Annotated in this window: 22 protein-coding genes; 7 read left to right on the top strand and 15 right to left on the bottom strand. The window is 42.0% G+C overall.

What is annotated here, in order from left to right:
* Window positions 1-9 precede the first annotated feature (9 nt).
* The 5 genes from PY364_RS25900 to PY364_RS25880 form a co-directional block, all read right to left on the bottom strand.
* A complete protein-coding gene (locus tag PY364_RS25900; RefSeq protein WP_275570587.1) occupies window positions 10-651 on the bottom strand; it encodes a Uma2 family endonuclease in 642 nt (213 codons plus the stop codon).
* Between the two features lie 44 nt (window positions 652-695).
* Window positions 696-2771, bottom strand: a complete 2076-nt coding sequence (locus PY364_RS25895) for a SpoIIE family protein phosphatase (protein ID WP_275570586.1) — start codon at window positions 2769-2771, stop codon at window positions 696-698.
* 3 nt (window positions 2772-2774) lie between these two features.
* Complete coding sequence (locus PY364_RS25890) at window positions 2775-3785, bottom strand: ABC transporter substrate-binding protein (protein WP_275570585.1); 1011 nt, start codon at window positions 3783-3785, stop codon at window positions 2775-2777.
* Between the two features lie 307 nt (window positions 3786-4092).
* Entirely contained in the window at window positions 4093-5397 is a 1305-nt protein-coding gene (locus PY364_RS25885; RefSeq protein ID WP_275570584.1) for a HEAT repeat domain-containing protein, read from the bottom strand.
* A 115-nt stretch (window positions 5398-5512) separates the two neighbouring features.
* On the bottom strand, window positions 5513-6202 hold the full coding sequence (locus PY364_RS25880; RefSeq protein ID WP_275570599.1) for a phosphoribosylanthranilate isomerase: 690 nt from the start codon (window positions 6200-6202) through the stop codon (window positions 5513-5515).
* A gap of 259 nt (window positions 6203-6461) precedes the next feature.
* Here PY364_RS25880 and psaK point away from each other — a divergent pair, with 259 nt between their 5' ends.
* From psaK to PY364_RS25865, 3 genes are all read left to right on the top strand, one after another.
* The gene (gene psaK, locus PY364_RS25875; RefSeq protein ID WP_275570583.1) at window positions 6462-6746 is read left to right on the top strand and encodes a photosystem I reaction center subunit PsaK; all 285 of its coding nucleotides are present in this window, start codon (window positions 6462-6464) and stop codon (window positions 6744-6746) included.
* Between the two features lie 234 nt (window positions 6747-6980).
* Window positions 6981-7139, top strand: a complete 159-nt coding sequence (rd, locus tag PY364_RS25870) for a rubredoxin (RefSeq protein ID WP_275570582.1) — start codon at window positions 6981-6983, stop codon at window positions 7137-7139.
* Between the two features lie 12 nt (window positions 7140-7151).
* Window positions 7152-8402 carry an NAD(P)/FAD-dependent oxidoreductase gene (locus PY364_RS25865; RefSeq protein WP_275570581.1) on the top strand — a complete coding sequence of 417 codons (1251 nt, stop codon included), beginning with the start codon at window positions 7152-7154 and terminating at the stop codon, window positions 8400-8402.
* Window positions 8403-8965: 563 nt separating this feature from the next.
* On the opposite strand, the gene PY364_RS25860 is transcribed toward PY364_RS25865, so the two are convergent.
* The gene (locus tag PY364_RS25860) at window positions 8966-9709 is read right to left on the bottom strand and encodes a HEAT repeat domain-containing protein (protein ID WP_275570580.1); all 744 of its coding nucleotides are present in this window, start codon (window positions 9707-9709) and stop codon (window positions 8966-8968) included.
* A gap of 239 nt (window positions 9710-9948) precedes the next feature.
* Window positions 9949-11238 (bottom strand): Glu/Leu/Phe/Val dehydrogenase, encoded by a 1290-nt coding sequence (locus PY364_RS25855; RefSeq protein WP_275570579.1) that lies wholly within the window; start codon window positions 11236-11238, stop codon window positions 9949-9951.
* Between the two features lie 225 nt (window positions 11239-11463).
* Here PY364_RS25855 and PY364_RS25850 point away from each other — a divergent pair, with 225 nt between their 5' ends.
* On the top strand, window positions 11464-12045 hold the full coding sequence (locus PY364_RS25850; RefSeq protein ID WP_275570578.1) for a Uma2 family endonuclease: 582 nt from the start codon (window positions 11464-11466) through the stop codon (window positions 12043-12045).
* Window positions 12046-12048: 3 nt separating this feature from the next.
* Here PY364_RS25850 and PY364_RS25845 read toward each other — a convergent pair whose 3' ends face one another.
* From PY364_RS25845 to PY364_RS25815, 7 genes are all read right to left on the bottom strand, one after another.
* Window positions 12049-12774 carry a hypothetical protein gene (locus PY364_RS25845; RefSeq protein WP_275570577.1) on the bottom strand — a complete coding sequence of 242 codons (726 nt, stop codon included), beginning with the start codon at window positions 12772-12774 and terminating at the stop codon, window positions 12049-12051.
* 125 nt (window positions 12775-12899) lie between these two features.
* Window positions 12900-13796: a hypothetical protein gene (locus PY364_RS25840; protein WP_275570576.1), complete on the bottom strand. Its 897-nt coding sequence runs from the start codon at window positions 13794-13796 to the stop codon at window positions 12900-12902.
* Between the two features lie 11 nt (window positions 13797-13807).
* Window positions 13808-14260 carry an addiction module protein gene (locus PY364_RS25835; protein WP_275570575.1) on the bottom strand — a complete coding sequence of 151 codons (453 nt, stop codon included), beginning with the start codon at window positions 14258-14260 and terminating at the stop codon, window positions 13808-13810.
* 70 nt (window positions 14261-14330) lie between these two features.
* A complete protein-coding gene (locus PY364_RS25830; protein ID WP_275570574.1) occupies window positions 14331-14549 on the bottom strand; it encodes a type II toxin-antitoxin system HicA family toxin in 219 nt (72 codons plus the stop codon).
* Window positions 14549-14794: a type II toxin-antitoxin system HicB family antitoxin gene (locus PY364_RS25825; RefSeq protein WP_275570573.1), complete on the bottom strand. Its 246-nt coding sequence runs from the start codon at window positions 14792-14794 to the stop codon at window positions 14549-14551. Before PY364_RS25825 ends, PY364_RS25830 begins: the two co-directional genes overlap by 1 nt.
* A 53-nt stretch (window positions 14795-14847) precedes the next feature.
* A complete protein-coding gene (locus PY364_RS25820; protein ID WP_275570572.1) occupies window positions 14848-15768 on the bottom strand; it encodes a hypothetical protein in 921 nt (306 codons plus the stop codon).
* Window positions 15768-17630, bottom strand: coding sequence for a beta-ketoacyl-ACP synthase III (locus PY364_RS25815; protein ID WP_275570571.1), 1863 nt, complete (start codon window positions 17628-17630; stop codon window positions 15768-15770). The genes PY364_RS25820 and PY364_RS25815 overlap by 1 nt, the downstream gene beginning before the upstream one ends.
* Window positions 17631-18261: 631 nt before the next feature.
* Here PY364_RS25815 and PY364_RS25810 point away from each other — a divergent pair.
* Window positions 18262-18720, top strand: a complete 459-nt coding sequence (locus PY364_RS25810) for a peroxiredoxin (RefSeq protein ID WP_275570598.1) — start codon at window positions 18262-18264, stop codon at window positions 18718-18720.
* A gap of 91 nt (window positions 18721-18811) precedes the next feature.
* On the opposite strand, the gene raiA is transcribed toward PY364_RS25810, so the two are convergent.
* Window positions 18812-19459, bottom strand: a complete 648-nt coding sequence (raiA, locus tag PY364_RS25805; protein ID WP_275570570.1) for a ribosome-associated translation inhibitor RaiA — start codon at window positions 19457-19459, stop codon at window positions 18812-18814.
* 146 nt (window positions 19460-19605) lie between these two features.
* Here raiA and lipB point away from each other — a divergent pair, with 146 nt between their 5' ends.
* Together lipB and PY364_RS25795 are read left to right on the top strand one after the other, a co-directional pair.
* Entirely contained in the window at window positions 19606-20295 is a 690-nt protein-coding gene (gene lipB, locus PY364_RS25800) for a lipoyl(octanoyl) transferase LipB (RefSeq protein ID WP_275570569.1), read from the top strand.
* Window positions 20296-20579: 284 nt separating this feature from the next.
* Entirely contained in the window at window positions 20580-22448 is a 1869-nt protein-coding gene (locus tag PY364_RS25795; RefSeq protein ID WP_275570568.1) for a tetratricopeptide repeat protein, read from the top strand.
* The last annotated feature ends 71 nt before the right edge of the window (window positions 22449-22519 follow it).

Below are 22519 nucleotides of genomic sequence, written 5' to 3'. Positions count from 1 at the left end.
TAGTTACGATTAGAGTTGCGATCGCCAACCTTGCCGAAATTCTTTTACAGCCGCTAGCGAGTTAGGATTTTTCATACATTCCGTCAACAGTTCAATATCGAGATCGGGAAGCACCTCGCTTTTCTGAATTAGTTCATAACCGCAGGCTTGCACAAATTGAACTGGAGTTTCTTCTTGCAAATAGTAGAGAGAAAAACGTTGATTTTGCCAGAACCAAACTTCTCGCACGTTTAACCTTCTGTACACCTCCAGTTTATTGATACCCCCGCTGGTAATAGTAACTTCAATTGCCAGATCGGGAAATTCTTTGTCAGTGCCAATACAGTAAGCTTCGTCAGGTTCAATACCGCTACTTTTCTCCTCTTGTCGCAGAGTTGTAGAACCAAAAGGAAAATAATTGATATCAGCTTCTACAAAGTAAATGAGTAGAAGATCGCCAATGCGAGTTTTTCCACTTTCAGGACGGCGAGAAGGTGCCATAATTTCTAAAACTCCATCTAAATAAGTAACTCGATATCCGGCAGCGTCTCCGATCTTGGCGAGCATTGTCTCATATTGCTCCCAGTTGATGCGATCCGTGATGTAGCGATCTTCAGGATCTTGGCGTTGCAGCGCTTGTTCGTCAAGTAACTTATTTAGCTTCATCAGCATTGCTATTACCTCCTTACAGATTCTTCTAATTTTAGCAGAAAACTCTATTTCTGCTTCAATACTACCAAAGTAATATCATCAAATATTTTACGAGAGCCAATATGCGAGCGCACATCCTCAATCACAACATTACGAATCTCTTTGGCAGATTTATAGTAATTTTGACTAACCACTTCGAGCAATTTTTCTAATCCATACAGTTTCTTTTTCTCATTCTCTGCTTCAGTAATACCATCAGTATAAAGAACTAGAACATCCCCTGATTTCAATTCCAATTTAGCTGTAAAAATTAAGTCACTAATATTCTCTATTAAACCAATCGGGAACCCTAAATTTTCCGTATCAATCTCTTCTACTTCACCACTAGAACGCACTAAAATCACACTTTCATGTTGTCCGCTAAGGTAGACAACACCCTCGTGATAATCCAAGAGAATAAGAGAAAGATTCTTACTAGAATTCATCCGTTGTATATTATCATATATCGTGCGATTAATTGCCGAGAGAAATTTGACAGGATCGGTTTCACCATTTGTCAGTAAAGCCCGCACTGCCGACTGAACCATGATCGTAATTATACCGCTTTCTAAGCCGTGTCCTGTGATATCGCCAATACCAATTTTGACTCTACCATTTTGTTGGAGAACATCATAATAATCTCCTCCTACTTCATCAGCAGGTTCCATAAAACCAGCGATTTCTAGTTTTTCTACACCATTGAGTTCCTCCTCTTTTGGTAGAATCATCTGTTGTAATTTTTTAGTTACTGCTAATTCTGCACCCATTCGCAAATTTTCTGTTTTGAGTTGCTGATTGAGAGATGTAATTTCCTGATAAGCTGCACTCAAGTCTGCTGTTCGTTCTACCACTCTTTGTTCTAGCAAGTAATTGGATTCTTCCAATTGTGCATTAGCCTTAGCTAATCCTTTGGTATAACTGCCCATTCGCTCGATCATGCGATTGAATGATTCAGCCAAGCGACCGACTTCATCGCGCGATTTAACCTCAATCTGCATATCCAATTTACCCCGATCGAATTGAGAGACCATTCTGGTTAAGTAAAGGAGTGGTTTAGCTAAAAGTTGAGCAATTAGCACTGCACTAATAACAACAAGGATCGCGATCGCAATTGCCAAGGTTAGTACAGAGCGAGTTTGAGCTTCAATAGGAGCAAGAAATACCGCTTGTGGTTGAGCAAATATAACGTGCCAAGGTTTATTTTTAACTGAGGCAATTGCGATCGCAGTAGGTTGATAGTTAGTTTCTTCCAAAGATACAACTGAGAATTTTTGATTAGCAGCGTTATCCAAGCTTTGCTTCAAAATTGGTGCATTAGTTGAGAGAGATGCGATCGGTTCAAGGGGTAATCTTCCCGCCGCTTGTAGTTGCTCAATGCGATCGCGATCGAGGGGTAAAATAGATTTGAATATTAATTCTGGTTGGCTGCCATGTGCCAGATAGATATAGTTTTCATCTAATAAAAATGGGAAAGATTTGGAGCCAGCAATACCAATTTGTACATTCACCATCTGCTGTAATATTGTTGCCATGTAGCAATACCGCAACACACCAATTACTGTTCCCTGAGAATTGCGGACAGGGGCGCTAAAGTAAATTACAAATAAGTCAGATCGTTCTGGTAAAAATTGGATAGCCGAAACATAAGGCAAAGCGGTTTTGAGTACCTCTGTAAAATAGTCACGTTTTGATTCATCTTGACCGATATTAGGCGTATTTGTATCGATAAGATTCTCCCCCTGCACATCCAATAGAGCATAGGAATAGATATTGCTTGTATCTTTGCGACTAAGACTAATCAGTGTAGAGAGTGCATCAGCTTTATCAGAGCCTTCAGCTTTTGGCTGCGCTAAACTCAAATATTTAGTAAACATAGGCAAAATTGCCTCTACTCGCACGGTATTGAGATTAGTCTCGATAAAGGTATCGATGTTATAGGCAGTTTGATAAGCCGCTACATATAGTGACTGATTAGCGTTACTCGTTAGGATCTCTTGGGTAGCTTGCTTATTGATAAATGCCAATAAAAGTAGTGGAATCAACGCCACAACTAGAAAAGCAACTATCAATTTGGTGCGAAGGCTCAGTCGAGAATGCCACATGGATTACGGCTTGGGTAGGAATGCAGGAGTGAGAAATTTATCAATCTCTGGCGGACGGGTAAGATTTCCTTTTTGAATTGCAAAATCGCTATATAGCTTCATTGTATAAGCTAAAGATTCTGTAGTGTTGCCTGAAGCAAAGGCTTTTATATTATCTTTAACTGTCAATAACTGCAATCCTTCTAGGGAGATATCTTCAGGCTTTATTTTCAAAACTTTGGCAATGATAGCGTTTCCTTCTTGAGGATTGGCTAGCCAGTAATCTACTGCCTGAAACCAGGCACGCAAAAATGCTTTGATATCCTCCGGGCGCTCGCGCACTACCATACCTCGGAACACAATTACATCAGGAATCAATCCAGGAGTTTTAGCGCTAGTAAATAGTACATGGAAACCAGCTTTAGTTAACTGAGACATATATGGTTCCCAGCTATGTCCTGCCTGAACTTCACCTTTTTTTAAGGGTTCATAAATTTTATCAGCGTTAATATTGCTGTATTTGACATCGTTGGTAGTTAAGCCGTTGAGACTTAACATCCTATTTACAAATAATTCGCCAAAAGTACCAAATTTTACACCAATTATCTTGCCTTTTAGACTGGCTACATCTTTAATTTGAGGTGAGCTGATAATCGCATCTGCTCCCTTTGATTCGTCAATAGCAGCAACAATTAGCAGGCTAGGGTTAGCATTAACAAGAGTAACCACATCCCCTAAAGCTAAGATCATACCGTCATATTTACCTGCTACAAAATCAGATATTTGTATGGCTACATCCTGATCTTGTAGATAAATTCTTTGTAATTTTACCCCTTGCTGCTTAAAAAAGCCTTTGTCTTCAGCGATCGCTATTGGAAGAACTCCAGGCCAAAAACTATGAGCAAATTTGAGGGGTGGGCGATCGTTAATAGACGATGTGGTAGCAGAATTACAAGCAACGATCGCGGCGAACGACAGCAGTAAAAGCAGAATGTAGCTTAAAGTTTTAATCAGGGATTTTTTGAAGTAGTACATTGGGATAACTGCTAGAGACTAAAATTGTAGCAATATTTTTCAAAGTTGGTCAGAACTTATACAGATCGAGGCAAGAAACCGGGTTTATTCGTAATTTTCTAGTTTCCAAATCTTTAATTTTCCATATTTACAGGATTTACGCAAAAAAACCCGGTTTCTCTAAAAAATTGTCGCTCTCTCCGAGAGATATTGACGTAGAAACCGGGTTTTGACTTCCAGTGCGTAAGTCTTGCTTTAAACTCTTGACTCTGCTTATGAAAATCAAGCTTGAATGTTCTTAGTAAAATTGACGTAGTTACACGCAGTATTAGCGCTGAGGTTTCTTGAGTTTAGAATCTTTAGTTTTAGCCGCAGATTTTGCTGGATAATACCTAAATTTTTCAAGGGCAAGACTTGCAGATTTAACCACTGCTCCATCAGTATCTCTAAGAGAAGATTGCAGAAAAGGTATTACTTTATCAGACTTAATCGCCCCTAAAGCTTCTACGGCAGACAAGCGAACCTGTGGCTCTAAATCTTTACTTAGCTTTCCTAAAATCGGGATGGCTGGCTGCAATTCTACCCGAAAACCATTAACAGTAGCAATCTTGCCTAAAGCTGATGCTACCAACCTGCGAATCCGACCATTTTGATGATTAGAATAACTGATTAACTGGTTAACAAAACTGATTTGGCGGGAATCTCCCCAGGCCACAATTTTATTATCTAATTCCTGAGCTAAGGGTTGAGCCGTGAAGTTCAATGTTGGGATTTTCTGCTCTCCAATTTCTAACTCCAAAGGCGCAGAATGATTTGAAGTTAGCGGATCTGATTGTGATGACTCCAGAAAACTAGGAATCACTGTCTCTGATGGAGATGCTTCCAAAACTGGATTTTGTCCTAACTGACTTTCATAATGTTTTTGTAACATTCTGACAGTTTGTTGCGTGTAACCTTCATGAGTTTGCAACTCCTCAATTGCATTTTTCAACTGAGTTTCATAATGTTCTTGCAGTAGCCTAATATTTCCCTGCATCTGAGCTTCGTGAGCTTGGGATTCCTCAGCGGCTAATCTTAAATCGCTTTCGTATTCCTGTTGTAACAGCTCGATCTCTGATTCTTTCTGAGCTTCATAAGTTCTAGCTAATTCTTCAGCAGCTTGCACCAATTGACTTTCATATTGCTCTTGCAGTTCCCTGATAGTTGTCTGCATTTGAGCTTCGCTAATCTGTAATTCTTCAGTGGTTTGTTTTAACTTGCTCTGGTGTTGATGTTGCAGAGATTGTAGCTCTGACTGTCTCCTGTCTTCATAGGTTTTCTGCAATTCATCGGTAATTTGAATTAAATGAGCATCGTGCTGCTCTTGTAAGGATTGTATTGTTTCCTGTAGCCGGGAGTTGTGAGCTTGCTCTAATTCTTCAGTAACTTGTCGGAGGCGGTTTTCTTCTCCAGCTTGTAGGGATTTGATAGTTTCTTGCATCCGAGACTGGTGATTTCTTTCCATTTCCTCAGATATTCTGCGACTTTGCTCGCTTTGGTTTAGCTTTTGCTGCTGCAATCGCTTTTCTACCAACCAGTAGGCAAGTGCCAATCCCGCCAGAAAACTTATGACTGCTGCTATTAGTAAAATCATAGGTTAAAACCCTCCAGTTTGAATTGCGCCTGATTTTTGTATTTTACTAATCATACAGTCTTCTGTGCCTCGTGAATAATGATAAAGTATAAAAATGGCTAAACTGCCTCATCAGTTAAAGATTTGAGGATAGAGTATGAAGAACCGGAGGGCGATAGCCGATTTGAAATTCGCCGTTTCTAACTGCAATTACTTCAAATAATCTGGCAACTTTGCTCAAATCTTTATCTCCCGGTGCTATTTCTAAACCGCTGGAAAGATCGATACCATTAGGTTGTAAATGTTTGAGTGCATCCAATATATTATCTGGTGTTAAACCGCCCGCTAGCAGCCAAGGACAACTTGGTTGAAACTGTTTTAAACTCCTCCAATCTATTGTTTTGCCCGTACCTCCTAGCTGGTTAGGATGATAAGCATCTAATAGTAGGGTATCAACATGAGCGGCATAAATAGCGGCTTTCTCTAAGGTTTCAGGTGTTTTTACTCTCAAAGCTTTGATAATTTCAACTCCTGGTAAATATTGCCGAAGAAGATCGCAAAATTCTGGGCTTTCATCTCCATGCAACTGCACGCCATTTAATTGAGATTGACCAGATACTTGACAAATGACTTCTATTGTGGAATTAGCAAAAACCCCAATGCGATCGACATTCTGGGGCAAACCCGCGACGATCGCGCGAATCAACTCTGGTTTGATGTACCGGGGTGATGCTGGCACGCAGATAAACCCCAAAGCCGCCGCTCCTAGTTGCGCGATCGCTTGCCCCTGCTCTGGCTTCGTAATACCACAAATCTTGACCCGCACGATCGCACCTCTCTGTTGCATTTGTATCAAAATATAAACTTATTGTTAACTATTAAAACAAATTTTAGTTTGTGGCTAAGCACTATTTATAATCTTTGCATTCAATTAGTCCCAGAATTCAGCCGTCCAGACAACCTGTTTGGACGTTGATACAGACTTGGCTCTGGTCTGAGAGTCCATTTTTGATGGATTTTCATAATTTGCCTACCAACCACTAAACTCACAATCCTTTCTAAGTTTATCAAAGGAGATTAGGAACTTGATTTACTCTGCTTTACTTTTGGCCGTCGAGTCTACAGCACCCCATACACCAGAATGGTCTCCGGGTGTAGGCCTCGTAATGATTCTTGCCAATCTATTAGCGATCGCGATCGGCTACTATGGCATCTCCAAGAACAACCGGGGGAAAGGGCCAGCTTTACCCGTTGACCTACCAGGGATGTTCACAGGATTTGGCGTACCTGAATTATTAGCAACCACAAGCTTAGGACACATCCTCGGAGCCGGATTTATCTTAGGTCTAGGCAACGCCGGAGTCCTCTAAACTATTCCGAAATTAACAATTAAAAATTTAAAATTAGCAAACTTATTAGCAATCTTAAATTTTTAATTGTTAATTTCAGACGTGACGCATACAGTAACGCCGCCGTCCCAATAGTCAAAAAGCCCGGTCATCCGGTGGCGTTACCAATAATGCGAAAAGCATGGTAAAATCAACTTCATAACTTTGAATCTGGAAACTTCTAATATCTAGTCAACCCATTAGGAAAAAGTAAAAATGCAAAAATACGTCTGTACAACTTGCGCCTATGTCTACGATCCAGAACTAGGCGATCCTGATGGCGACATCGCACCTGGAACAGCCTTTGAAGATATTCCTGAAAATTGGGTTTGTCCGATTTGCGGTGTGGCAAAATCAGATTTTGAACCCGAATAAGCGAGAAAAAATGTGTCCGATAAATTTCTGCGAGTTGTCGTTGTGGGTGGGGGTGCAGCAGGGTTTTTCGGAGCGATCGCAGCAGCCAAAGCTCATCCCCAAACTCGGATCACTTTACTAGAAGCAGGGCGGGAACTCCTCGCCAAAGTTCGTATTTCTGGCGGAGGACGCTGTAACGTAACTCATGCCTGCTTTGACCCAGGAATTTTAGTACAAAATTACCCCAGAGGTGGCAAAGCTCTGCGGGGTGCTTTCACTCGCTTTCAACCTCACGATACGGTAGAATGGTTTGCCAGTCAGGGTGTTAAACTGAAAACAGAGGAAGACGGTCGGATGTTCCCCACAACAGACGATTCTGGGACAATTGTTAACACTTTAATTCAGGCTGCTAAAGATGCAGGCGTAGAAATTCGCACAGGTGTTGCTGCCGTTTCAATAAATAGATTAACAACGAATTTTGAAATTGAATTAAAATCAGGGGAAAAGTTAAAATGCGATCGCATTCTACTTGCCACTGGTAGCAGTCCCTCCGGTTTCAAGTGGGCAAAAAATTTAGGTCACACCATACAATCCCCAGTACCATCTTTATTTACCTTTAACATTTCCGATGTTCGCCTCCAAGATTTAGCAGGCGTTTCCGTTGGTAATGTTCGCGTACAATTACCCGCAGCAAAATTAGAACAAACCGGGCCAATCCTAATTACTCATTGGGGTTTAAGCGGCCCAGCGGTACTAAAACTATCCGCTTGGGGGGCGAGATTTCTACATGAGTGTCGCTATCAAACATCATTATTAATTAATTGGCTTCCCCAGTATAAACCCGACGTTTTACGGCAACAATTACTAGCAGTTAAATCCCAATTACCAAGAAGAGCGATATCAACAAGCTGTCCCCTTCCCATTCCCCGCCGTCTCTGGGAACGTTTAACCGTTGCTGTTGGAATTGACAGCGAAAAACGCTGGTCAGAACTATCAAACAAAAGCCTTAATCAACTCATTCAAGAACTCAGCCAAGGTGAGTATCAGATTAAAGGAAAAGGCGCATTTAAAGAAGAATTTGTCACTTGCGGCGGCGTTAACTTAAAAGAAATTGATTTCAAAACAATGGAAAGCCGCTGCTGTCCCGGTCTTTATTTTGCTGGGGAAATCTTAGATATTGATGGCGTGACAGGGGGCTTTAATTTCCAAAGTGCTTGGACAACAGGATGGTTAGCCGGTCTAGGACTTACGCAAGTGGCACAAAATCAGGGTTGGTTGCATTAGCCAAAATACCTAGATTTACCTAGTATTGAATTAACGAATTGTGGGTATTGGGTGAAGATCAGTGAGTTGTTTTAGCGGAATTAAGTTATAATAAACTTGCGCTTGGTCAATGCGAGTTATTAAGGCTCAAGTAACTTGAGTGTTACTAAAACACCTGATACGAATTGACTACACCAACTGAATATACAAACACCCAAAGGTTTCAAGCTCTAACAGAGGAGTAGTGGACAAGCTTATAAAAGCAAGCAGTAATGCAATATTACTTACCTTTGGTTAAGTTACACCGTAGACTTAGGCTTTTGCTCCTCTATTAGCGATAGTAGATTTGCATAGGTTTTTATAAGCGGTTAATTTTAAGGTACGTAGTTGCGCTTTAGCGCTCTTAGGTACGTAGTTGCGCTTCAGCGCTCTTAGGTACGTAGTTGCGCTTTAGCGCTCTTAGGTACGTAGTTGCGCTTTAGCGCATTAAGAGGGGCTAGAGCATCGACTACGTACCTAACCTGCATTAAGAGGGGCTAAAGCCCAACTACGTACCTAACCTACTTCCGACCTTCTTCCTTCAACTACAGCAAACCATCCATTTCTAAATCTTCAATAATCTGTAACCCGCGCGGATCTCCTACTCGCAACAGCGATGACTTGGCATCTTCGCGCACACTTAAATCTTTGTCTTCTTCTAAAGCTTCAATTAAACCATCGATCGCGCCAGCATAAACTACATTATTCGGCAATTCGCGGCACAGTTGACCGATCGCCCAAGCACAATTACTCCGCACCGCCGCTACAGAGTCTCGCCGCAAAGCTTCAATTAAGGGAGGAACAGCGCCGATTACCACATCGTAACCGACAGTTGCCATCTGACCGAGGGAACTTGCCGCCCATAGCCGCACAGCCGAAATATCTGTTCTCAGAGTATCAATTAGGGGGGCTAAAGAGCGGCGATCGCGACAATTTCCCAAGGCCCAAACCACGCCTTTACGGACATAACCGTTCCAATCACGGTTGAGTTGGTCAATCAGCGGTTCCACCGCATCCCGACTGGGGTTGCGCCCCAAAGCATAGGCCGCACTTACCCTCACTAAAGGACAGCCATCTCGCAATAGGCGAATTAAATGGGGGATGGCGCGATCGTCTTGGAGTTCGCAAAAAGCTCTCGCTGCGATCATGCGCTGCTGCGCTTCTGGAGATTCCAGCAAAGGCAACATTTCCTCTGGATCTGGCTGCGGGGGTTCCGATTCCTCCAAACGATCCAAAGGGCTTTCGAGTTCAGCGTCAGTATTAATTACGCTTAGGTAGTCATCATCCATAAATCTAACTTTACCGCACTAGGGCGGATCAAAAGCAGAGACTTACGCAACTAGCACACTTCAATAAGTTTGTAGGGTGCGTCAGACTTTCATTATGGATTGTATAAGCAGAGTTTGAGCCTCCGGGATACCCTATTTTTGCCAGGACTTACGCTTAAAAAAATCTCAGTTTCCTAGCTTTGGCAACTGGGAAACTGTGATTATTTACATTAAAATTTTATTGCAAGTTGGCGAAAAAGTCAAGGATAAAGACCACGATCGCTCAACGCTTGAGCCACGCGCCCCACGCCTAGCATATAAGCCGCTAGCCGCAAAGACACCTCCCGCGCCTTAGCTAGTTCGCTGACTCGGTGATAAGCTTGCACCATCAATCCTTCCATTTCACGGTTGACTCGTTCCTCGTCCCAAAATACGTAGGATTGGCCTTGCACCCATTCCAAATAACTGACCACCACTCCGCCAGCATTCGTTAAAATATCTGGCAAAACCGTTATCCCACGCGCTTCTAACATTTGGTCTGCTATCAAAGTAACAGGAGCATTAGCCGCCTCTGCTACGAATTTGGCTTGGATGCGATCGCTATTTTCCTCAGTAATTTGGTCTTCCAAAGCTGCGGGAATCAACACATCACAAGGTAACGTTAACAGTTCAGCATTACTGACCGAGATCGCACCAGGAAAACCCGCAATGCTGCGATTATTTTGTTGAGCATACAGTTTCACAGCAGGGATATCCAGCCCTTCAGGAGCAAAGAGTCCGCCGCTAACATCCGAGACTGCTATAATCTTAGCCCCCTCTTCGTGCATTAATAAAGCGGCCGAGCTGCCCACATTCCCGAACCCTTGGATTGCGACTCGTGTTCCTGCTAAAGTTTTACCCCTTTCTAGTAAGGCCTCGCGGACAGTAATCATCACACCGCGCCCCGTTGCCATTTCGCGACCCTTAGAACCACCGATAGACAAGGGTTTGCCCGTTACCACCCCCGGCACTGCATGACCCACATTCATAGAATAGGTGTCCATCATCCAAGCCATTTCACGAGAGCTCGTGCCGATATCAGGGGCAGGAATATCAACCGCTGGGCCGATATCTTTAATCAATTCAGTAGTGTAGCGGCGGGTAATGCGCTCTAACTCGCCGACGCTGTAGTTAGATGGATCGATCGCAATTCCACCCTTAGCGCCGCCGTAGGGAATGCCCAATAAAGCACATTTCCAGGTCATCAACATCGCTAGAGCAGATACTTCCCGCAGAGTAACAGACGGGTGGTAGCGAGTCCCGCCTTTGTAAGGGCCAAGGACATTGGAGTGCTGTACGCGGTGGCCCGCCAAAACCTGCACTTCACCGCTATCGAGTTTTACGGGAATGGAGACAGTGACTACTTTTCGAGGCTGTTCGAGAATTATCAGCAAGCCTGGATCTATTTGTAATAAGTTACCCGCCAGTTGCAGGTAAGTGCAACTCCGATCCATTGGACAGATGTAAGCGGGTGAGGGAGATTCTTTCGGCCGTAGCGATGTTGTAACCATAGCAACCCTCCTGCGGGGTATGTAGGTAAATTTAATCTCTATACCTAGACTAACTTGAGATTCTGAAGAAAGTATAAATTGGTAAAAATCGTTACAGTTATTTGCAAGTTAAAATGGTAATGCAAAAGATAAGTAAAAAAACTCATTGACAAATTAGCTATATTAATGTAAATAAATGACGAGTTTAAATTGCTATATTATAAAAAAGCGCAAAAGGTAAGTCAGATGGTTGTCGCAATTTCTAAGCCTGAATTGAATCAAGGTAGAGCCTTGCTATCAAATGTGACATGGGAGACTCTGGAAAAGTTGGATGTAGATTTAGCAGAAACAGGCGCACATTTAACTTATTTAGATGGGTATTTAGAAATTATGGCTCCTTTATCTGATGCTCATGAAGAACCGAAAAAAACTTTAGGTCAGCTTTTAGAAATTTATATGCGGATGAAAAATATTCGTTTTTATGCACGTGGTAGTACGACGATTGGGATGAAGGAATTGGGGGCACGGAAAGAACCAGATGAGTCTTATTGTTTGGGTACGCGGAAGTCAGTTCCAGATTTGGCGATTGAGGTGATAGTAACGAGTGGTGGAATTGATACGCTGGAAATTTATCGTCGAGTGGGAGTGGGAGAGGTTTGGTTTTGGGAGGATGGGGTAATTTCGGTTTATTGTTTGGGTTCTACGGGGTATGAATTGGTGAGTAAGAGTACACTTTTGCCGGAGTTGGATTTAAGATTAATCGAGTTTTATTCGCGGATGGGGGATCAATATGATGCGGTGAATGCTTTTATGCAGTTGTTGATGTAGATACTACAATTTTATTTCAGTTTTTGAGATTTTATCCATGACCTTTTCAATAAGTCCAGCGTTTTTTAGTATCTCTTTATCTGTTCCTTTTAATAGATCAAAATAAGTATCAGTTAGATTACTATTTGACTCCCTACATTTTGATATATACTCTCTTCGCTCTTCAATTAGTTCATTGAATCGATCAATAAGTAAACTGATTTCCCGAAGGTTATAGACTTCATCTATAGTTAACAATTTATCATCGATCAATTTTGAGGAGTCAAGTCTTAAAAAATCTTCGGTGATTTCATCTATGGATTGTAACCTTTCTTCAAAAATTCCTCTATCCTGGCTGTTAATTGAATCTAGCTCTAATTGAACTATTTTCTTAGTTAAAGAAATTTTTTCACGAGTTCTGGAGAGACTCCTCTTAAGTTTTGACAAGCTTTCCTTTTGGTTATCTTTAATTTCTATTTGCTTCTCATATTTACCGATAAACTGACCTGCAATGAAAGTAATTAAGGGCAAAATAAATTTGAGAATGTCAGGAATTTGATTTAGTGTTAGATAGGCAATAAATATTGGCAGGAAAAATACTGCAAACGTAGGGACTAGGATAGGTCTATTACCTATCCATTTTATCCCTTCTTTTAGAAAATCTTTTCCGTAGGCAACTAGGATACTTCGATTAAGTAGCCAGGAAACTGAAATAACAAGGCTGATAATTATAGGTATTAGTGATTGCATATAAATCCTCATCTGAGTTGAAAACACTGACTTAACAGAGAGATTTTCAGTATAAAAATTATTTCTCCTTATTTAGATGGAAGAGTAATTTTACTTATGACACACCCTACATCTTACAAATCCCCCTACCTCCTCACTGGCTGAAATCCCTGCACAAAACTGATCCAGCGTGGTACTTTATCACCTGTAATATCTAGCACAGGAATGTTGAAACTTCTGACATCGGCGCGACCGGTTTCACCAGCCGAAAAAGTAATATTCGTAGGTTCTGATTTACCTAAACTATAGGCACTAACTATTTGATTAGCAAGTCGGCAGGTTATTTCAAAACTTCCCATATTAATCGTGCCACCCCCAGCCTCATAATTCCATGTAATACCGGGTCTTAAATTCCCCTGCTGACACATAAAGTAAGTGACTTCAAACATTTTAGCAATGTGAACATCATATCGCCTTAAGCGTCCTCCATAGGCCGATGCTGTGGTATTACTTTCTGGTACTACAATCGATCCAAATCCTTCGTCAAAACCAAGCTTCATCGGCAGCGCTGTGGAACTTGTAAGCGGTTGACTCGCTTGAGGTTGTACGCGAGTCGATGACATCTGTACTGGTTTAACAAATTGACTATTAGCGCGAATAAAACAACGTTGCACCCCACCAGTAGCGTAGTTTTTTCCTACAAAAAGCCAAGGTAAACCCCTGGTATCCCGGAAAGTACCAGCAGCATTACTAGGAAAGCTTTCAAAACGCTGTCCCTGTTTTAAAACACCAATTACAGACCAATTAAAAAACTCAAATGGAGTGCGGTTGTCAACACGCATAAGTTCTTCAAAAGAAGAATTTGTCATGCGACAATTTAACCCATTTGGGTCTGGGTCTACTACTTCCCAATAAGTATGATAAGCTCTTCCCGTATAATCCCCTTGATTATTAGGAGTTGGGAGAGGTGCAGTAGAACCCAGTTTAGCTGTTGCTAATACCAGAAGAGTTGTAAGAGTAATGGTTTTTAATTCTTTTAACATGAGTATTACTTTTAAAACACTACATTATTACTAGCTAATGTACCACCAACAGCATAAACCGCATCAAAACCAATCCGTTCCGCCCAAATTATTGCATTAGGCTGTTTAGCTTTTAATTTGCCACTCGTTACTACCAAATCCTCACCAATTTCATATTCACCCGTCTCCACATTAATTGAAATAATCTTGCCAATATTCTCCGGTGTTTCTACTTGAGCGCGGATAACATTCTCATAAAGTTCTTTACCCCGTTTTTTATCAAAGACTTGTTGAGCCGAAATGCCAGTAACTTTGCCGCTATCCATTTCGCGATCGCGTTTTTGGGCTTCCTCACTCCAGCTAGATGCAACTTCTGGATCAATTTCCCTACTTTCTCCCAAGTGTTTTAGGAGTCGCAAGAGCAATATTGCTTGAGCATCCCTTGGCAATGCCATCACTTCAGCTTCCAGATTTTCAATTGTCATAGTATTTAAGGATTTTAAGATTAACTAATTGTATCATACTTACGAATCAATTGACAAAACTTTCTCAAATTTATAAGTTCTCCCAATCACTAATATCAACTTTAGCCTGTCCCAAAATTTTAGCTAAAAAGTTGGCACTAATATCACCTTGATGAGGATTGGGGATGGTGACGCGCAGGTTATCTTTCAACATGAACTGATGCCTTTTTCCCGAATAGGGGCCGTCAAATCCCAGTTGTTTCAGGTAATAAATTAACTCTCGACGTTTGACTGGTTTTAAAGGGGGCATCAGGCGACTTCTTTAGTAATTGTAAGGTCGATATTATCAAGGACGGGTAAAGGAAGATTCAGCGTGAGACTAAGTAAAATCCAGTCTTCTAATACCTCTTGCAATTCTTCTCGACAAGCTTCGAGAGTTACAGCATTTGCATAGACTCCCTCACAGATAGGAATTTCTCCGTAGAAAGTCCCATCATCAGGGAAAATTTCATACTTAGCTTGCTTCATGGCAGCTTGGATGTAGTTAGTTAACATATTAAAGCACTTTCCTTATCATACTTTCGGGTCGAGTTTCTAACACTTAAACATTACTCTACCATCTGCTTACGAATCTCCAAATACCTGTAAAGATATTCCGACACAATACCGTGTAAAAACAGATCGCGAGCTGCATTAAAAGGACTATTTGGTGCAAGAGGTTGACGGTTTCTAATTACATGATTCCAGTCATAATTATCCGTAATCTGACTGATATAAATACCAAAGTTCTCATCTAACTGAAGCGAGATTACTGCCCGCGCAAACTCATCGCTAGTTAAACAAAGAGAATAAAACACTTTAAACAACTCAATCGCAGATTCCAAATCTAAAACCCTCAACCAGCGGCGTTTATTAAAATCAATTTCCACTTCCGCAGGTTGAATGCTATCGTAGTTAACTACCCGGTTTTTAATCTCCTCTAACCAATTAGGATTCTTTTGGATTGCTTGATTGTAATCCCAAACAAAGTTATAGAGAATTAGGTCATGTTCCAAAAAAGCATTATTAGCTAAATCGTCAACAGTGCGCGGATAGAGGGTTGATTTCTGAATCTGCGGATCGGGGCCGTTATCAATCAAAAAATTGATAATGTTGGAACCGAGACAAATATGCCGCACAATCAAATAACAAGCTTCAGGAGAAACAAAGTTATTCAAGAAAAATGCAGCAGATTTGTGCATTAAGGTGTAAGCGCTAAATTGAAAGGGAAGCAAACGCTTCACCGTCATAATTAAAGCCAGCAACAAGTTCGCAATTATTTTAATAGGAATTAGTAAATAACTGCGAGTCCAGTTGTGTAAATCCCGAATCATGTAAGATTTCGCCACTAAATCGACGGGGATAGACTGATCGACAAAAAGCACGTCCCAATGATTAGGATTTAATCGATTGTAAGGTTGAGGACTGTAGGGCAAATTGCTCTTAACTTCTGTTATATTTTCAGTCTCTTGAGGTTGAATAATTTGCATTAGCGAATTTCCTCCAGTTGCAGTAAGTATAAACGAGCAGTGACTTGAGCGGTTTTAACAATGCGACGGGCAATCGCGTCTGTCATCCATTCTGCATTAATTAATTCCTCCAACTTACCAAGATGCGATTCATCATTCACTCCGTGATACGCTAGAAATGACACTTGATCTCCCCGCAAACCCAGGGTTTCTTGAATCTGTTTCGCCCACTTTCCAGCAAGCTGATTCCCCAACCCTTCAATAATAAATATACTCCCAATTAAGTCTACCGGATTTTCCTGAGAGGCTTGGTGAAAGATAAATGCTGATAAAGCTTCGCTACCAATATTCTTTTCACTTCCTACAATTTCGGACAATTCGCCACCAACGGAAACGTAATTTCGCTCTAACATTTGAAAATCTCGGTGCTCGTCTTGAGCATGGCCGATAAATGTAGAGCGGAGGCGAAAATCAGTCATGTAAGAAGCAGCACGAGCAATCCAACGAGCTCCTTCTACAACTTGCGGCCGCAGATTTCGCAACAGAGCTTTATAATCTTCAATGGTAAATTCTCCCCCGTGTAATTTCCGTAGAATTGGTACGGAGCGCAATTTCCGCTCAAATTCTAGCCAAACTAATGCTAATTCTCGTAATAAATAGGCTTGGGGAGAATCAAGCCGTGCAGGTTTAAAGCTGTCAAGGGGAGAGGTGACAGGTAATTCAGTTAAATCAACACTTTGGTTAATTTCAGGTGAATTTTCCACAACGGTTAACATCATATAAGCAGTAGTAAATCGACCGCTTTCTGGTACAAAACAAAAGATTTTTTGTCCGGGCTGCAATTTGCCAGAATTAAAGAGTTCTTCCAGCATTAAGTAAATGGAAGCACAACCTGTATTCCCCCGCGTATAAAGGTTAGTAAACCATTTTTCTTCAGGAATCATACAGTCTGCTTTTTCTAGCAGTTCCACAATTTGTCCCCGGAAGAAGTGGGAAGAGTAATGGCAGAGCAACCAATCGATTTCCTGGGGGTTAACGCGGCCTGCTGCAATTAATCGCAGCCATCCTTCTACTCCTAATTTTATCACATTATCTAGCAATCGAATATTCTGGCGCAAGTCAAAGGCTCCGGCTGCGGCTGCATCTGCGTAGGAGGGGTAATCTAACCAGCTTGTTTTTGAGCTTTCCTCTTCTAAGCCAGAATACATACAAATGGGATAAGCATTAGCATGGGAAATTAGTTCAATCCATTCTATTTTTAAACTAATTCCTGTAGTAAGAGGCTGATTTTGCAACAAGAATGCGCCTGCACCGTCGGAGAGCATCCAGCGCAAAAATTCGGTGTCAAAGGGAAGGAATTTGCCGGGTTTAACTGAAGTTTCGGTTTCAAATTTAGTGTGCTTGAACAGGCGAGAGGCGAACTCAGAAGCAACCGCAAGTGCAGTCCGCCTTTTGCCTAATTGCAGTTGAGAATTAGCATAATTTAAAGCGGCTATTCCCGCACAGCAAACGCCTTGAGTTGAAATAATTTCTAGCGGTGGTAATTCTGGTAATTCTCCATGCACCATGCTGGCAAATCCAGGTACTAATAAATCTGGGATAGTTGTGGCGCAGGCAAGTAAGTCAATGGTGGCTGGTTCTAGATGAGATTGGGAGAGAATATCTCGGACGGCATGAGCTGCCATTTGACTGTTAGAATAGATGGTGTTTTGTTCCTTGCTAATGGCATAATAGCGCTGTTTAATGCCATTGCTTTTAAGAATACGTTGCCTGACTTTAGAGGGGCGCTCGGCTATTTTTCCGAGATAGTCTTCCATCTCGTCGTTATTGACAGCTTCTCCGGGTAAAAATTTGCCGATGTAATTGATGTAAGCGCTGTGCATGGCAAAATCTCTCAAGTTAGTAATTGAGTCCATGTTAAGCTGTCTAAGATTAAACTAGCATCTGGCGAGGGGAGGCTCACCCATCAATTAAAAATTAAAAATTAAAAATAAGTTTTTTTGCAAATCCTGGCTTTGTTAACAGCTAACAGTTGACAGTTAACAATTATCTTATCTATAAAATAGAAAAACTCGGCAATTACCGAGTTTTCCTGTGCCCTGAAGCGATTTAGGTGCCCACCCCCCCACAGAGTTAAGACACCGTAGAATTCTGACTGACTTGATAGCAGTCAGAGTGCAACAAAAGTACAGTTAATCCGATCAAACCTAAGAGGATTTTCGGTTGAAGATATCAAGGAATCTTAACCAATTAAACGTCCAAAAAGAGTTTGGTTCAGAACAACTGTTTCCCATAACACCTATGCTCATTGTCACTCTTTTTGTTGAGTCGGTGAAGTTTTCAATTTGAAGAGTTGATAAAGTTAGTTGACTTTTGCTTAAAGTTATTGTGAATACTTGAAAGCTTCGAGACAGGCGATCGCGTAGTGGCTTCTAAAAATTAGTGGTAGTGTTACCGAATCGCGATAAAATAACAAAAGTTAACATTTCCCTTAAACCACCGATTTTAGCAAATATGCCAGTAAAAGTTGGAGAAACCGCACCCGATTTTACCTTGCCTTCTCAAACAGGCTCACCAGTCAGCCTCAAGGACTTTCGGGGCAAAAAATCAGTTGTTGTATATTTTTACCCCAAGGATGACACCCCCGGATGCACGGCTGAAGCTTGCGCGTTTCGAGATAGCTATGAAATTTTCTCGGATGCGGGTGCAGAAGTGATTGGGATCAGTGAAGATTCACAACAATCCCATCAGCAGTTTGCGGCTAAGCATAATCTACCTTTTACGCTGTTGAGCGATGCGGGAAACAAAGTTCGGCAACTTTACGGGGTGCCCGCAACTCTCTGGGTGCTTCCTGGTAGGGTGACATACGTGATTGACGAGCAAGGAGTTGTGCGGCACATTTTTGACTCTATGCTTAACTTCAAAGCTCACGTCGAAGAATCTCTTAAAACTCTGCAAGCTATCAAAAATTAGATAGAGCGGGGGAGATGGGGAGCGGGGGAGATGGAAGACGGAAATCTCTCCTCTGCCCCCCCTGCCCCTCTGCCCCCCTGCTCCTTATGCCTTAAGCCTTCGGAGCTTTTGACTTTTCGGCTGGAACGCTGTTATGAGCAACTTTGCCATTGTTACCGTTACCGTTACCATTACGAGGTTGGATCACGCCGTAACCGCCGTGATGCTTGCGCTCATAGATCACGTTAATTTCACCTGTTTCGGCGTTGCGGAACATATAAAAGTCGTGATCGATGACTTGCAACTGTTCTAGTGCTTCTTGCATGGTCATCGGCGGCATGACAAAATATTTGCTTCGCAATACTTCGCTGGGAAGTTCAGGGGTGCGATCGCCAATTAGATCCGAGACAACCGGCTCCTCTGCTACGACATCGCCCACTTTAGGATTAGTATGGGTCTTGTCTTGTCGTTTTTCTTTAAATTTCCGTAGTTGCCGAGCAATCTTATCTGCTACTAGGTCTATGCTGGCATAGAGGCTTTCACTGCTTTCTTCGGCGCGGATCACGCTACCGTTAGCGTAGATCGTGACTTCAGCAGTCTGCTTGGTATTTATTCGCGGGTTGCGAGCTACGCTTAGGTGTACGTCCACCTCGGTAGTCAATGCCTGAAAGTGATTCACGGCTTTGTCAATTTTTTGATTGACGTATTCGCGAATCGCATCGGTAATTTCAATATTTTTACCCTGGATAACAAGCTTCATAAAGCCCCTCCTTACTTAATCTGGGTATAGTTTTACAGTACCACTTTGTATTCTATAAAACAAAGCACTTTAAAATCTTTTGCATCCCTTGACAATTCTTGATTTTATTTGACTCAATTTGCATCAAAAACCCCTTGATTTTTTGCATGATTCATACTACTGTTTTTGCATCTGCTTTAACTTCTGTACCCTGCTGGTTAATTAATGAGGGGCAAGTCTCCTATGCTGTGGCTTTGGAAGTTCAGCGGCGGTTGGTGCAAGAGCATCGGGAAAACCCAGATTTACCAGATGTATTAATTTTGCTGGAACATCCACCAGTGTACACTTTGGGACAAGGAGCGACGCTGGATTTTCTCAAGTTTGACCCGATGGTTACTAATTGGGAAGTACATCGAGTAGAGCGGGGGGGCGAGGTGACATATCACTGTCCCGGACAGTTGGTGGGCTATCCGATTCTAAATTTGCGGCGCTATCAACAAGATTTACACTGGTATTTGCGGCAGTTGGAAGAGGTGCTGATTCGGGCGCTGGCGGTATGGGGTTTGCAGGGCGATCGCGTTTCTGGTTTGACTGGGGTTTGGGTGGAGGGGCGCAAAGTAGCCGCGATCGGTATTAAGGTTAGTCGTTGGATTACAATGCACGGCTTTGCTTTAAATGTTTGTCCCGATCTCCAAGGTTTTAAAGAAATTGTACCTTGTGGGATTAGCGATCGTCCTGTTGGCAGCTTAGCTGAGTTTATCCCTGGCATTGACCTCGATCGAGTGCGGCCAGTGGTTGCGGCTAGTTTTGCTGAAGTGTTTGGGGTAGAATTGATTGCATCAGCTTGGCCAAAATAGGTAAGCTGTTGTCGCTCAAACTGGCATGATTAGTTTCCTGTATAGCAACCTTCTTGGCAGTTAGGACGTTCTGAGTTCCACCAAACTCGCTGATTCTATTCCCTTCTTCCCCTTCTTTCCCTAGCCCCTAGCCCCTAGCCCCTAGCCCCTAACCGCCTTGGCGGTTGCTATATAATTACTTTTAGCAGAGATGGTAAAAATTTGGGAGGGGCTTTCAGAAGCGATCGCACGCTCTCATCAGCACTAAAAATGAAAACAAACCCATCGATCCTAAAATTAAAACTATGTCAGATTCACCCTCACTGCGCGATCGCAATCTAGCCATGATCGACCAGATCGTAGACATTACCCTTAAAGGCCAAATTCGCTCTAAAGAGCAAGTATATCAAATCCTCGTCCAAGAAATCAGCCCCGGCAGCGGCGAAATCTTTGAACGCTGTCTCGCGGAACGCTTGAACGCTATTGAAAACCAACTCAAAACTGACAAAGACGAGCTCAAACAAGCTAAAGCAAGTCGTATTCTCAGAGCTCTCAAAACCATTCAAGGCGAATGGGAACGCTGGCAAAAAGAAAACCGAGTTGACCGTGCGATCGCATCTTCAGTTCAACAAATCATCACTGCCGAACCTAACAATCGACTACTCACATTATTACAAATCATCGACCCCAATCGAGAACACCCCCTCACTCTCGAACAATTGCAGCAATTAGCCAAATCATTGCAACAACAAATGCTGCAAATTGCTAATCCTGACACAGAACAAGACGTACAACAAATTATCGTTGGCATCACCAAAGGTTTAGCATCATGGCAGCGATTAGAAGCCGATCTCGTAAGCTGGATTTACCAACAACGGCAGTTAGGATTTGCCGGCACTGCTGAACAAAACGGCCCTTGGGCATTATGGTCAAAAAAGGTAAATAGTTCCTTCCCGCAAGCACTATTTAACACAATTTCCTTTAATCATTCTATCGCAGAATTTGCCGCCCAACAAGGTAATATAGAACAAAGTTATTTAATTGAACTAGCCGTAATTTTACAATGCTTGCAACGGGGGTTAGTGGCTTGGTTTGACAAACTGATTTATGACTCCAAAGTAGGAGCAAAACTTTCAATTTCTACTTTTTTAACATTTGCAGTTATCTGGTGTCAATTAGCCAATGGCTTTAACAATTCTACCCGCAGCGGTGAAATTTTAGCAAATAGCTGTTTTCAGCTAACGCTGCAAGTTCTACGGGCATTTTCCCAACGCGACTATTTCCCCCTTTACGGCGGAGTATTTGCCTCTTTTTCCGGCGAGTATTTGCGAAACACTTTAGAGTATTTAGATGAACCCCTGCGGCGTGTGGAAGGAACCCAAGCTAAAGCTAGGATTCTTACACTTATCGGTGCTTCAATGCGAGCGATGGGACAATACGATCGGTCGATCAACTTCCATCAACAAGCATTAGAAATTGCCCGCAAAGAAGGCGATAAACCCTGTGAAATTGCCAACTTAAATCACCTTAGCCGCACTCATGTAGCTCAAAAAAATTATGAAGAAGCTATTGACTTCAGTCAGCGGGCGTTAATACTATCCCGTCAAAGCGGTGATAAATTAGGAGAAGTAAATGCTTTGGCTAATTTAGGTTATAGCGAAGTGTTTAAAGCTCGGCAATTGCAAGAAGTAGAACCAGAGATTTATGAGAGTGCAGTTAACTATTTGCAACGAGGTTTGCAGTTATCTGAACAATTAGGCGATCGCCAAAGTCAAGCTCTTTGTTATAGTAGTCTTGGTATTGCTTACACGATTTTAGACCAACCCCAAGAAGCTATTAAATACTTGGCAAATGGCTGGCAATCTGCCCAAGTTTCTGGAGATTTGTATTTGCAAGGTTTGAATTTGGCTTATCTTGCTCAAGCTTATTATAGCACGGAAAATTTGCAGAAGGCTGTTTTTGCTGGCTGTTTAAGTATGTATCTTTTAGAGCAAATTGGTGCTAGCGAGTGGCGTAAGCCCGCAGGTTTGTTAATAATTTTACAAGGTCAATTGGGCGATGGATTTGAAGCAGCGTTGAAACAAGAGCGATCGCAAATTATTCCTATAATTGGTGTTGATGGCTATGATTACATCCCGGAAATTTTGAAAAAGTACCAGGAATCAATGGATTAGAAAATTGGTAATGGGTAATTGGTAATTGGTAATAGCTAATTCAGGACTTACACACACTTTACGTAACGCCG

The sequence above is a fragment of the Kamptonema sp. UHCC 0994 genome (genome assembly GCF_029167235.1).
Taxonomy (GTDB): Bacteria; Cyanobacteriota; Cyanobacteriia; order Cyanobacteriales; family Microcoleaceae; genus Kamptonema.
This window is presented reverse-complemented; position numbering and strand designations above follow the sequence as displayed.